A 12,701-nucleotide genomic window follows, 5' to 3' on the forward strand; every position below is an offset into this window, starting at 1 on the left:
GATCGGGACTGTCAACGGCTCTTCGGGTATCGTCTGGCGCATGCAGCGGGTCACCCGGGACGATGTCGCACGGCTGGCGGGCACCTCGCCGGCCGTGGTCAGTTACGTGCTCAACAACGGCCCGCGTCCGGTCGCGCCCGCCACGCGAGCGCGGGTCGAGCAGGCGATCGCCGAGCTCGGCTACCGGCCGAACCTCGTCGCGCGGGCGTTGCGGTCCACGCGCAGCAATGTGCTCGGGCTGGTCGTGCCGGACAGCAGCGAGGGCTACTTCACCCAGCTCACCCATGCGGTCGAGCGGGCCGCATTCGCTCGCGGATCCCTTGTCCTGCTCGGGAATTCGGCGTTCTCCCGGGAACAGGAGCTGCGGTACGCCGAATCGCTGGCGAACATGCGCGTGGACGGCCTGCTGCTGGTCCGCGCCGAGATCGCTGGAGCGGCCGCCACGCACTCCACTTTGGACGTTCCGGTCGTCTACCTGCACCACCACGCCCCGGCAGGCACTGCCGCGCCGTCCGTCGTGCTGGACAACAAGGCGGGCGGACGGTTGACTACCGAACACCTGCTCGGGCACGGTTACCGCGAGATCGGCTGCCTCACCGGAACCGCGCGGTCCGGGCCGGTGGCCGATCGCGCCCGAGGCTGGACCGAGGCGATGCGGGCGGCGAAGCGGAGCGCGGGCAACGTCGTCCGCACCGGACTCGACCGGCATGCCGCGCGGGCCGATATCCGGCGGTGGTTGCAGTCGCCGGAGCGGCCGCGCGCGATCATGGCGACAGCGGACGGGCTGGCGCTCGACACGCTCACGGTCGCGGCGGAACTCGGCTTGAGCGTGCCGAAAGACCTTGCAGTGATCGGCTTCGGCGGGACCGACGCCGCCGCGCACAGCTGGCCCGCGCTGTCCACCGCCGGGCATTCCTTCGACGATTTCGCTGACGCCGCGGTGTCCACTCTGGACCAGCTCCGCGAGAACACCCAGCCGGACGACCGCGTCCTCGACGTCCGCCTGACCGCGCGCGCCAGCTGCGGGTGCGACTGACCCCGCAGCCGGCGCGCCGACGGAATCAGGAGTTAGCGGCCTCTGCCCACGCCGAAGGCGTGTAGCCGAGATAATGCGACGCGTGTGTATTCGCCGCGGACGCCTGCGGAATGTCGCCGCGCAAATACGCCTCGGCTTCCGCCTTGTCCTTCGGCGGCGGCGTCGGCGCGAGGCCGAGCAGCTTGGCCATGTTGTTGCCGAGGTAGCCCTCCAGGTCGTCCTCGGACAGGTTCAGGCCGTGCGGCGGCTGGTGGCACAACACTTCCAGCTCGCGCGCCCACATGCCCGGCTCGTTCGGCGGCGAATCGGTGCCGAAGACCAGGTCGCTCTTCTTCATCTCCTTGGCGAATTCGACGATCCGCGACTGCAGCAGCCAGCCCGATTCGCCGATCACGTTCGGGGAGTCCTGGATCATCCAGAACGCCTCGAAACAGTAGACGCCGCCGGTCTGGATGCCGAAATGGCCGAGAATGAACGTGACGTTCGGGAACTCGCGGATGATCGGGTAGAACTGGGTCGGGATCGAGTACGGCCCGTCCCCGGTGTGGATCAGCACGATCACGCCGAGTTCGTCGCACACCCGCATCACCGGCCGCAGCCAGTCCAGCGCCCGGTCCGGGCGGTAGGAATGCATGTTGGCGTGCAGCTTCAGCATCTTGTAGCCGTATTCCTTCACGTGGAAGGCCAGCTCCGCGGCGCCGTTTTCCGGGCCGAAACGCGGGTTGTACATGAAGTTGCCGACGAACCGGTCCGGGTACTGCTGCACCAGCGAGGTCACGTACGCCTGGTATTCGCGGATGCCCTCGCGGCCGGTTTTGTTGCCCTCGCGCCAGGTCGTGTTCCCCGGCGGCGGCATGATGCAGCTGACGTCCACGCGCCGCGGCTTGCCGTTGATCCAGAATGGACCGTCCATCATTTCCAGCGTGCGCTCGCCGGTGAACGGGGTTCCGGTGTGCCGCCAGGCTTCGTCGACGAGATTCGTCGGATGGACATGGGTATCGATAATCACCGGATGTCTCCTTACGCAAGACTTGAGTAAAGGACTCCCCGGCCGCGCTTCACCGCACCTACGGGACCCGGAAGCGCGATCCGCGCTCCGGCGCAACCGAGTGCAGCACCTCCGCCGCCCGGTGTCAACACATGATCGCCGAATGCCTTGCGCGGCAAGACTTTTCCGCACTCCCCTCTTGACACCGCTCCCGCGAGGGCTTTGCATTGAACGACCCGGCGGCGCTGCCGGGCGCCGGTGACCTCCCGTTTCGGGCCAACCGTTCGGCCAACTGCCTCCAGCCGCGCGCTGGAGACGACCGCCGGGCCGGGTCCGACCCCGCCCGGGGAAGGGCGGCCCGATGTCGGCTGCGGAACCGGAACCCTGCGATCTCCTGCTGACCGGCGGCACCGTGGTGACCGTCGACGACCAGCGCACTGTCCACCAGACCGGCCACGTCGCGATCATCGGCGACCGGGTCGCCGGCGTCGGCGAAGGGCCTGGCACCGAACGCTGGCGCGCCGCCGAGGTCGTCGACTGCCGCGGCAAAGCCGTGCTCCCCGGCCTGGTCGACGGGCACAACCACCTCTACCAAGCACTCGCTCGCGGGCTCGGCGAAGGCATGTCGATCGTGCCGTGGCTGTGCGAATTCATGTGGCCGTACTCGATCGCGATCACCGGGCCGGAAGCGGTGGCCGGGGCACGGCTCGGTGCGGTCGAAGCGTTGCGCGCCGGCATCACGACGGTGATCGACAACCATTACGCGCCAAGCGATCTTGAAACGACGCTCGCCGTCGCGGACGTCATCGAGGAAGCCGGGCTTCGCGGTGCGGTCGCCCGCGGCATGCTGGGCGAGCGCACCGAAATCGCCGACCGTCGCGGCCAGCCGATCGAACTGTTCCGCTACTCGAGCGAGGACGAATTCGCGATCACCCGCGAGGCGATGCAGCACCGGCCGCCGAGTTCGAAGGTCTCCGTCTGGCCCGCCGCGCTCAATCTCTGTTACGTGGAGCAAAAACTCGTCCGCCAGACGGTCGAACTCGCCCGGGAATACGGCACTCGCTGGCACACCCATTGCTGCGAGAGCAAAACCGATCCGGTCAGCTATCTCGAAACCCACGGGGCGCGGCCGGTCGAGTGGCTCGCGAAGGAAGGCCTGCTCGACGAACGGGCCACGCTCGCGCACGCGATTTGGCTCGACGAAGCCGAAATCGAGCAGGTCGCGGCGGCGGGCGCGGGAGTTTCGCACAACCCGGCGTCCAACGGTTATCTCGCCTCCGGCACCGCGCAAATCACGAGCATGCGGAGACAGCACGTCCCGGTCGCGCTCGGCACCGACGGTCCCAGCTGCGGCCATCGGCAAGATCTTTTCGAGGCGATGAAACTCAGCGTCTTCGGCCAGCGAACGGCCACTTTGGACCCGACGGCGCTGCGGGCCGAGGACGCGCTGGAAATGGCCACCCGCGAGGGGGCCCGTTACGCCGGAATCGACGCGGGAGTGTTGAGCGAGGGCAAACTCGCCGACGTCATCGTGACCGCGCTCGACCGTCCGCACGTGCGCCCGGTGCACCGGGCCGTCGCCGCCCTCGTCTACTCCGCCCGCGGGTCCGATGTGGAGCTGACGATCGTGGGCGGCGAGATCGTCTACCGCGCCGGACAGTGCGTCCGCGTCGACGAAGCGGCCGCCGCCGACGAGGCGGAACGGCACGCGGCCCGGCTGCTGGAACGCAGCGGCACGGGCGGACTGCTCACTCCCTGGGCGCGGTGATCCGCGCTCCCCCTTCCCCGCTGTGGAGGAAACCATGCGATTCCGTCCGCGCACCACCCGAGCCGAAACCCGCGACGCGGTCGACACCGTCCCCCGGTTCCGGCAGATGCTCCCCCTCGGCATCCAGCACCTGCTGGTCGCCTACTCCGGAATGGTCACCGTCCCGCTGCTGATCGGGCTCGGCGTCGGCCTGTCCACCGCGCAGATCGCCACGCTCATCACGGCGAACGTGCTGGTCAGCGGCATCGCGACGCTGCTGCAGACGCTCGGGATCGGCAACGTCGGCGTCCGGCTGCCGATCGTGATGGGCTCGACCTTCACCGGCATCACCCCGGCGATCATCGTCGGCAAGGAGGCCGGGCTGCCCGCGGTCTTCGGCGCGACGATCGTCGCCGGACTGCTGACCTGGCTGGTCGCGCCGTGGTTCAGCAAGCTGATCCGGTTCTTCCCGCCGATCGTGACCGGGACGATCATCGCGATCATCGGGTTCTCGCTGCTGCCCTCCACCGCGACGCTGATCGCCGGGTCGAACCCGAACGCGGCCGACCACGGTTCGGCCGGACGGCTGATTCTCGGCCTGGGCATCATCGTGCTGACTGTCTGCTTGGAACGGTTCGCCCCGCCCGCGGTGCGCCGCTTCGCGATCCTGATCGCGCTGGCGGTCGGCACCCTCGTCGCGGTTCCGCTCGGCATGGCGGACTTCAGTTCGGTCGGACAGGCGGACTGGTTCGGCGTGGTGAAGCCGTTCGAATTCGGCATGCCGACCTTCGCGTTGTCCGCCTTGCTGCCCATGATCATCGTGCAATTGGTGAACATGGTGGAATCGACCGGCGACACGCTCGCCATCGGGCAGATCGTCGGCCGCGACGTCGGTCCGCCCGAGATTTCCCGGGCCCTGCGCGCGGACGGGCTCGGCACCGCGTTCGCCGGGGTGTTCGGCTCGTTCACCGTCGTCACGTTCGGCGAGAACGTCGGGCTGGTCAGCATCACCCGCGTGATGAGCCGGTTCGTGGTCGCGACCGCGGGCGCGGTGCTGGTGCTCATGAGCCTGGTGCCGAAACTCGGCGCGGCCGTCGCGTCGCTGCCGGGACCGGTCCTCGGCGGCGTCGGCGTGGTCATGTTCGGCACCGTCGGAGCGGTCGGGCTGCGCATCATGAGCCAGGCGGATCTCAGCAACGGCCGCAATATCCTGATCGTCGCCATCTCGTTCGGCTTCGGTCTTCTGCCGGTCGGCGCGCCAGAGTTTTACCAACATCTGCCCGTTGTGGTGCAGACGGTACTGACGAGCGGCATCGCCGCCGGCGGCATCGCGGCGTTCCTGCTGAACCTCGTGCTCAACCGCCGCGAGCGGGCTCCGCGCACCGGAACGGAAGCCGCGCCCGGGTATTGACCCTCGGCGGCTTCCGATGCACCATAGTCGAAACTCCTTGCAGGGAAGGAAAAATCTTCGCTCATTCCATAACCCCGTAGGTGCGGCGGCAGGTTCGCGCGCGGCCGGGGGTCCTCGCCGCCGGCAGCCCGTCCGGCTCCGGCGACGCCCCGCGATCCGCCCGGCCCGGCCCCTTCCCGGCCCCGCCGGCCCAACGAGGTGAGGGAATCATGGCCAGTCACCCGTCTCCCCCGTCCCCGGTGGACGAACGTCCCCGGTTCGGTCCGCTGGTGCTGCTGGGTTTGCAGCACGTGCTCGTGATGTACGCCGGCGTCGTCGTGGTGCCGATCGTGGTCGGCGCCGGGCTCGGGCTTCCGCAGTCGCAGATCGCCGACCTGGTCAGCGTCGACCTGGTGCTCGCCGGGATCGGCACCATGCTGCAGGCGTTCGGCGTCTGGAAATTCGGCATCCGGATGCCGCTCGTCGTCGGTGCCGCGTCCAACGGCATCGTCCCGATGGTGCTGATCGGCAGCACCCAGGGACTGTCCACTGTGTATGGCTCGCTGCTCGTGGTCGGCGTGCTCTGGGTGCTGATCGCGCCGTTGTTCAGCAAACTGCTCAAGCTGTTCCCGGAGGTCGTCACCGGAACCGTCATCACGCTGATCGGGCTGACGCTGATCCCGGTCGGGCTGAAACTCATCGCCGGTTCCGATCCGTCCGCGCACAATTACGGTGCGCCCGCGAATCTCGCGCTCGCCGGGTTCACGCTCGCGCTGATCGCGGTGTTCTACCGGGTGTTCCGCGGTTTGCTCGGCCAGTTGGCGATGCTGATCGCGCTGACCGTCGGCGCGATCGTCGGCTGGCTGACCGGGCTGGGCAGCCTCGCCGGGGTCGCCGACGGTCCCGTTTTCGGATTGCTGAAACCACTGCACTACGGAGCGTTGCATTTCGACATCCCGTCGATTCTGCTGTTCCTGGTGATCGTTTTCGTGCTGATGGTCGAGGCGTCCGGACAGGGGCTCGCCGTCGGGCAGGTGGTCGGCAAGAAGGTCGGGCCGCGCGACGTCGCGAACCTGCTGCGGGTGGACGGGCTGCTCACCGCGCTCAGCGGCGTGTTCAACGGTTTCGCCTACACCACCTTCGGCCAGAACATCGGGCTCGTCGCGCTGACCAAGGTGCGCAGCCGGTACCCGGTCGCGGTCGGCGGCATGATCCTCGTCGTTTTCGGCGTGGTGCAACCGGTCGGCCGGGTGATCGCGGCGATCCCGCAACCGGTGATCGGCGCGGCCGCGGTCGCCACGTTCGCCGCGCTCACTGTGTCCGGAATCCAGCTGTTGTCCCGAGTGGACTTCAACCAGACCGGCAACCTGGTGATCGTCATGCTGTCGCTCGGCGTGGGTCTCATCCCGGCCGGAGCGCCCGAATTCTACAAGCAGTTTCCCTTCGCCGCGCAGGTTTTCCTCAAGAGCGGCGTGGCCACCGGAACCGTGCTGGCGGTGCTGCTGAATCTGCTTTTCTTCGCTGCTCGGAAACGGCGGCCAGCAGAGCCGCTCGTGCACCGAGAACCCGCCGCGAAACTTTCCCAGTCCTGAAAGGACGTCATGGGCACCGAACCGCAGCGGCCCCGGCTGATCGTCGGCATCACCGGGGCCAGCGGCCCGCACCTGGCTGTCCACTTGCTGACCGCGCTGCGCAAGCTCGGCACGGTGGAAACGCATCTGGTCATGTCGCGAGCCGCGCACCGCACCGTCGAACTGGAAACCGGGATGCCGCCCGCCGAGGTCGCCGACCTGGCCGACGTCCGCCACGCGCGCGGGGACATCGCCGCGTCGATCGCGTCCGGTTCCTTTCGCACCATGGGCATGGTCGTCGTGCCGTGCTCGATGAAAACCGTCGCCGGGATCGCGCACGGCTACAGCGACGACCTGCTCGTCCGCGCCGCCGACGTCACCCTGAAAGAACGCCGCCCGCTCGTGCTCGTCGCCAGGGAAACCCCGTTGAGCCTCGTGCACCTGCGCAATCTGGTGGCGGTGACCGAGGCGGGCGCGACCGTGCTGCCGCCGATGCCCGCCTTCTACCACCAGCCCGAGTCCATTGAGGACATCCTCGCCCACCTGACCGGCAAGGTGCTCGACCAGTTCGGCATCGAGCACGACCTGTTCGCGCGCTGGCAGGGGCCGCCCGCCTCGCAAGGAGTTTCGCGGTGAACCACCGGCAAGATCCCCACGCGTTCGTTGACCAGTACCGCCACGAGTTTCCCGACGACGTGCTCGTCCTCGACGACCCGGTCCCGGCCGACGAGGGCGTCACCGGGGTGATTTACGAACTCGCCGCGGCCGGACGGCACGAGATGGTGCTGTTCCGGAAGGTGACCGGGCTCGACGTGCCGGTGGTGAGCAACATGTTCGCTTCGCGGCAGCGCATCGCCCGCATGCTCGAAACCGGACCGTCCGGTTTGCACAGTGCCTACCAGCAGCGGGCGCTCCGCGCGATCCCGCCGCGGGTGGTGGACAGCGGACCGGTGCTGGACGAGGTGACGACCGAGGTCGACTTGGCGACCGTCCCGATGCTGCGGCACTTCGCCAGCGACCGTTCCCCTTACGTCACCAGCGGAATCATCGTCGCGGAGGATCCGGACACCGGCGTCGGCAACCTCAGCTACCACCGGGCGATGCCGCATTCCCGCACCGAACTGGCGACCAGTCTCCATTCGCGCGGGGATCTGTGGCGGATGCTGCAGAAGTACGCCGAACGCGGCGAACCGATGCCGGTCGCGATGGTGCTCGGCGGGCATCCGCTGTTCATGCTGGCCGCGTCCGCGCGGGTCGGCTACGACGTGGACGAGCGCGCGGTAGCTGGAGGGCTTCTCGGCGAACCGCTGGAAGTCGTGCGTACTCCACGGCATGGCATTGGCGTCCCGGCCTGGTCGGACTTCGTGCTGGAAGGCACCATCGACGCGTCCGAGCACGCGGACGAAGGCCCGTTCGGCGAATTCTCCGGCTATTCCTCGAATCGCTCGACCAACAACCTCCTGCGCGTGCACACCGTCCTGCGCCGCTCCGACGCCATGCTCATCGACGTCGTCGGCGGCAACACCGATGAGCACCTGAATCTCGCGCGCGTGCCACGGGAATCGGAAATGGCGGAGAAGCTCAAAGCACGCTTCCCGGACGTCACCGCAGTGCACTATCCGACGTCCGGCACGCACTTCCATTGCTACGTCGCGCTTCGCCAGCGACGGCCCGGTCAAGCCCGGCAGGTGATGCTCGGCCTGCTCGGCTGGGACCCGTATGTCAAGACCGTGATCGCGGTGGACGAGGACGTCGACGTCACCAGCGACAGCGACGTTCTGTGGGCGCTCGCCACGCATTTCCAGCCGCACCAGGACTTGTTCACTGTGGACGGTCTGCCCGGCTCGCCACTCGACCCGTCCTCGGGCTCCGACGGGACGACGTCCCGGATGGGCCTGGACGCGACCCGCGGCCCGCACTTCGACGGCAACCGCATTGTCGTCTCGGAAGAAGCACGTCAGCACGCTCGCCGGATTCTCGGCGGGAACGTTTAAGGAGGGAAACACCATGGCCAAAATCCCGGTGACCGTACTGACCGGCTTTCTCGGCTCCGGCAAGACCACGCTCGTCAACCACATCCTCACCGCGCACCACGGGCACCGGATCGCGGTGATCGAGAACGAATTCGGCGAGATCCCCATCGACAACGCGCTCGTGCTCGGCGGCGACGAGAAGATCATCGAAATGAGCAACGGCTGCTGCCTGTGCTGCACCGCGCGCACCGACCTCATCGAAATCCTGCAGTCGCTGTTGCGCCGCCGCGAACGCTTCGACCGGATTCTCATCGAAACCAGCGGCATGGCCGACCCGAACCCGGTCGCGCAAACGTTCTTCGTGGACGACGAGGTTTCGTCGGCGTTCGCGCTGGACGCGATCGTGACCCTGGTCGACGCGCGGCACGTCGGCAGCCATCTCGAGGAGGGCGAGCACGACGGCGTCGGCGGACAGGTGAGCAACCAGATCGCGTTCGCCGACCGGATCGTGCTCAACAAGATCGACCTGGTCACCGAGCCGGAGAGCGAGGAACTGCGCACGCAGCTCCGCTCGGTCAACGCGACCGCGGACATCCTCACGTCCAGCTACGGCAGCGTCGACCTGGACGACATCCTCGGCATCAACGCCTTCGACCTGAACCGCACCGTCGCCGCCGACCCGGACTGGCTCGAAGACGAATCGCACCACCACGACCCGACGCTGGAATCGGTCTCGATCGAACTCGACTACCCCCTGGACCGCACCGCGTTCGAACAGTGGCTCACCGCCCTGCTGACCGAACGCGGCGACGACCTGTACCGGTTCAAGGGAATCCTCGCCTTCGACCGCAAGACGGTGCTGCAAGGCGTGCATCGGATTTACGAACTGACGGACGCCGGCGACTGGGGCGCGGCGCCGCCGGTCAGCAAGCTCGTCCTCATCGGCCGGAACCTCGACCGCGCGGAGCTGACCGACTCGGTGTCCCGCTGCAGCCTGGCCGCGGCTGGGCGGTGACTCAGGCGAGCGCCGCGGTCACGTCCAGCTCGACAAGCTGCCCGGTGAAGCCCAGGCACGTCACGCCGACCAGCGTGCTCGCGGTGGTGAACGCCGCGGCGATCGAGGAGTTCGTGAGCCGCTGCCACACCGCTGAAAGGGTCGGCTGATCGGAGGTGGCCACGTAGATCACCGTGCGCACGACGTCCTCCGGGGTCGCGCCGGCATGCGTCAACGCGATCTCGGTGTTGGCGACGACCTGGTCCACCTGCGCGAGGACGTCGCCGGGGACGACCTCGCCACCGGGCGTCAGCGGACACTGGCCGGCGAGGTGCACGGTGCGGCGCGCGTCGACGGTGGTCACGTGGTGGTAGCCGGGAGTCGGATGCAAGGCGGGCGGGTTCTGCCGTTCAATGGTCACGAGGCGGATCGTCGCTCACCGCGGCGGCGGTCCGCCACGGGATTTCCGGACGGAGGGCGTATGCGCAGGACCATCGACTGGGCCGACGGGGCGATCGTGATCGTGGACCAGGTCGCGCTTCCGCGCGAGTACCGCACGCTCACGCTGCGCACGGTGACCGAATTGGTCGAAGCGATCCAACGGCTGGCGGTTCGCGGAGCACCAGCGCTCGGCGCGGCGGGCGCGCTGGGGGTCGCGCTGGCGGCTCGCCAGGGCGGGGACGTCCGGGCGGAGGCGGACCGGATCGCGCACGCCCGGCCGACGGCGGTCAACCTGGCCTGGGGCGTTTCCCGGGCACTGGACCGGCTGCCGGACGGTGCCGATGCGGTGCTCGCGGAGGCACAGGCGATGCTCGACGAGGACGAGCAACGCAACCGCACGGCGTCGGCGCACGCGGCGGAAGTCGTGCTGGACGCGTGCCCGCGCAGGCCGTTGCGACTGCTCAGCCACTGCAACACCGGGCAATTGGCGACCGTCTCGTGGGGCACGGCACTCGGCGTCGTCTGGCACCTGCACGCGCGCGGCCTGGTCGAGTCGGTGCTGGTGGACGAGACGCGGCCGTTGCTGCAGGGATCCCGGCTCACCGCTTGGGAACTCGAGCAGGCCGGAGTGCCCTACCGCGTGCAACCGGACGGCGCGGCGGCCGCGGCGATGGCGCGCGGATGGGTGGACTGCGTGCTCGTCGGCGCGGACCGGATCGCGGCGAACGGCGACGTGGCCAACAAGATCGGCACCTACGGGCTGGCCATCGCCGCCGCGCACCACGGTGTTCCGTTCGTGGTCGTCGCCCCGACGTCCACAGTGGACAAAAGCATCGCCACCGGCGCGGACATCTCCATCGAGGAACGTGCGGCTGTCGAACTAACGGAGTTCGGCGGGGCTCAGGTCGCGCCGCACGGAGCGGCGGCCTTCAACCCGGCCTTCGATGTCACGCCGACCGCGTTGATCACCGCGGTGGTCACCGAGGACGGCGTGTTCGGCTAAGGCCGCGGGCCGACGATCTCCGCCCCGTTTCGCACAGTGATCGCCATGGCGGGACAGGAATCCGCCGCGTCCAGCACGGTTTCGTCCGGTTCCACGGTCTCGGCGATCGCCCGGGCAGTGGCGCCGTCCAGCGCGAACGTCTCCGGCATCAGCGACGCGCACATCCCGCTGCCGATGCACGTGCCCCCGTCGACCTCGACCTTCCAGGTCATCCGTCACCACCCAATCGGCATCGACCGCGGTCCGCGGACCAGCATCTGCGTCTTCCACTCAATATCCCCGGCCAGCCGCAGTCCCGGCAACTCGCGGGTCAGCGCCCGCAACGCCTCCTGCAGTTCCAGCCGCGCGAGCGGAGCGCCCAGGCAGTGGTGCACCCCGTGGCCGAAACCGAGATGGTGGTTGTCCCCGCGGTCCAGCACGAGCTGGTCCGCAGTACCGAACTGCAGCCGGTCGCGGTTGGCCGCGCCGATCGCCACGAGCACCGGTTCCCCTTGGCGCACCAGGACATCGCCGACCTCGACGTCCTCCGTCGCGTACCGGGCGAACCCGGCCCCGGCGCCGAGCGGCACGAAGCGCAGCAGCTCCTCCACCGCGATCGGGATGAGCGACGGGTCCGCGCACAGCCGTTCCCAGTGCTCGTGCTGGTCCAGCAGCGCATAGACGAAGTTGGGAATCTGGCTGGCGGTCGTTTCGTGGCCGGCGACCAGAATCCCGACGCACAGGTCCACCAGCTCCAGCTCGGTGAGCCGATCCCGCACGTCGCGAGCCTCGATGAGCGCGGTCATCAGGTCGTCCTGCGGCTGCGCGCGGTGCTCGGCGATCAACCCGGCCATGTACGCACGCAGTTCCTCGCGGCTGCGCTCCGACTCCTCCGGCGTGAGCCGCGTGGTCGACAACGCCGCGTCGCTCCACTCGCGGAACTGCGGCCGGTCGCCCACCGGCACGCCGAGCAGCTCGCAGATCACCGCGACCGGGATCGGCAGCGCGTACAGATCGACCAGGTCAGCCGGTTGCCCGTGCTCCCGCAGCTCCTTGATCAGGTCGTCGGCCAGCCGCGCGACCCGAGGGCGCAGTTCCTCGACCCGCCGTGCGGTGAACGCCTTCGCGACGAGGGTGCGCAGCCGGGTGTGGTCGGGCGGGTCCATCGAGAGGATGCCGCCCGGACGCCGGTACTCCGACATCCGCGGTTCGTCGCTTTCCTGCGCCAGCGCGCGGGAAAACCGCCGGTCCCCGAGCACGAGCCGGGCGTCGGCGTAGCGGGTGGCGAGCCAGGCAGCCTCGCCACGGGGCATCTGGACGCGGATCATCCCGGCGTTCTCGCGAGCGGCGGTGTAGGCCTCGTTGAGCGCGAGGCCCGCCTCCTCGTTGAACGGGTAGGCGAGCGGTTCGGTGTGCGTGGTGGTCATGCCAACGACTCCCTGGGTACCGTTGTAAGCAGGTGCTTACATGCCTACACCCGACGTCGGCCGCGCGTCAATCCGCCAGGAGCTTCCGGGGACTGGGTGGCACTAGGTTCACCACGAGACCGGGTGCGGGTTTCATGGCACCGTCTTCCGGC

12 protein-coding genes are annotated in these 12,701 nt (G+C 68.8%); 8 read left to right on the forward strand and 4 right to left on the reverse strand.

Annotation, left to right across the window (positions count from 1 at the left end):
• The first annotated feature begins 40 nt into the window (after window positions 1–40).
• A complete protein-coding gene (locus DMP23_RS06795) occupies window positions 41–1,036 on the forward strand; it encodes a LacI family DNA-binding transcriptional regulator (protein ID WP_337820483.1) in 996 nt (331 codons plus the stop codon).
• Window positions 1,037–1,061: 25 nt separating this feature from the next.
• On the opposite strand, the gene DMP23_RS06800 is transcribed toward DMP23_RS06795, so the two are convergent.
• A complete protein-coding gene (locus tag DMP23_RS06800; protein WP_337820484.1) occupies window positions 1,062–2,045 on the reverse strand; it encodes an amidohydrolase family protein in 984 nt (327 codons plus the stop codon).
• Window positions 2,046–2,385: 340 nt separating this feature from the next.
• On the opposite strand from DMP23_RS06800, the gene DMP23_RS06805 reads away from it, so the two are divergent.
• From DMP23_RS06805 to DMP23_RS06830, 6 genes are all read left to right on the forward strand, one after another.
• Window positions 2,386–3,792: an amidohydrolase family protein gene (locus DMP23_RS06805; RefSeq protein ID WP_337820485.1), complete on the forward strand. Its 1,407-nt coding sequence runs from the start codon at window positions 2,386–2,388 to the stop codon at window positions 3,790–3,792.
• Between the two features lie 34 nt (window positions 3,793–3,826).
• On the forward strand, window positions 3,827–5,182 hold the full coding sequence (locus DMP23_RS06810; protein ID WP_205673240.1) for a nucleobase:cation symporter-2 family protein: 1,356 nt from the start codon (window positions 3,827–3,829) through the stop codon (window positions 5,180–5,182).
• A gap of 209 nt (window positions 5,183–5,391) precedes the next feature.
• On the forward strand, window positions 5,392–6,753 hold the full coding sequence (locus DMP23_RS06815; protein WP_337820486.1) for a nucleobase:cation symporter-2 family protein: 1,362 nt from the start codon (window positions 5,392–5,394) through the stop codon (window positions 6,751–6,753).
• Window positions 6,754–6,762: 9 nt separating this feature from the next.
• Window positions 6,763–7,368 carry a UbiX family flavin prenyltransferase gene (locus DMP23_RS06820; protein WP_037817523.1) on the forward strand — a complete coding sequence of 202 codons (606 nt, stop codon included), beginning with the start codon at window positions 6,763–6,765 and terminating at the stop codon, window positions 7,366–7,368.
• Entirely contained in the window at window positions 7,365–8,726 is a 1,362-nt protein-coding gene (locus tag DMP23_RS06825; protein WP_337820487.1) for a UbiD family decarboxylase, read from the forward strand. The genes DMP23_RS06820 and DMP23_RS06825 overlap by 4 nt, the downstream gene beginning before the upstream one ends.
• 13 nt (window positions 8,727–8,739) lie before the next feature.
• Window positions 8,740–9,720, forward strand: a complete 981-nt coding sequence (locus DMP23_RS06830) for a CobW family GTP-binding protein (protein WP_337820488.1) — start codon at window positions 8,740–8,742, stop codon at window positions 9,718–9,720.
• A 1-nt stretch (window position 9,721) separates the two neighbouring features.
• Here DMP23_RS06830 and DMP23_RS06835 read toward each other — a convergent pair whose 3' ends face one another.
• A complete protein-coding gene (locus DMP23_RS06835) occupies window positions 9,722–10,120 on the reverse strand; it encodes a RidA family protein (RefSeq protein ID WP_134730482.1) in 399 nt (132 codons plus the stop codon).
• A 60-nt stretch (window positions 10,121–10,180) separates the two neighbouring features.
• Here DMP23_RS06835 and mtnA point away from each other — a divergent pair, with 60 nt between their 5' ends.
• Window positions 10,181–11,143 (forward strand): S-methyl-5-thioribose-1-phosphate isomerase, encoded by a 963-nt coding sequence (gene mtnA, locus DMP23_RS06840; RefSeq protein WP_337820489.1) that lies wholly within the window; start codon window positions 10,181–10,183, stop codon window positions 11,141–11,143.
• On the opposite strand, the gene DMP23_RS06845 is transcribed toward mtnA, so the two are convergent.
• Both DMP23_RS06845 and DMP23_RS06850 read right to left on the reverse strand, forming a co-directional pair.
• The gene (locus DMP23_RS06845; RefSeq protein WP_037817535.1) at window positions 11,140–11,355 is read right to left on the reverse strand and encodes a ferredoxin; all 216 of its coding nucleotides are present in this window, start codon (window positions 11,353–11,355) and stop codon (window positions 11,140–11,142) included. The two genes, mtnA and DMP23_RS06845, sit on opposite strands and share 4 nt — an antisense overlap.
• A gap of 3 nt (window positions 11,356–11,358) precedes the next feature.
• Entirely contained in the window at window positions 11,359–12,549 is a 1,191-nt protein-coding gene (locus tag DMP23_RS06850) for a cytochrome P450 (RefSeq protein ID WP_337820490.1), read from the reverse strand.
• Window positions 12,550–12,701 lie beyond the last annotated feature (152 nt).

Source organism: Amycolatopsis sp. A1MSW2902, from assembly GCF_017312175.1.
GTDB classification, from domain to species: domain Bacteria; phylum Actinomycetota; class Actinomycetes; order Mycobacteriales; family Pseudonocardiaceae; genus Amycolatopsis; species Amycolatopsis nivea.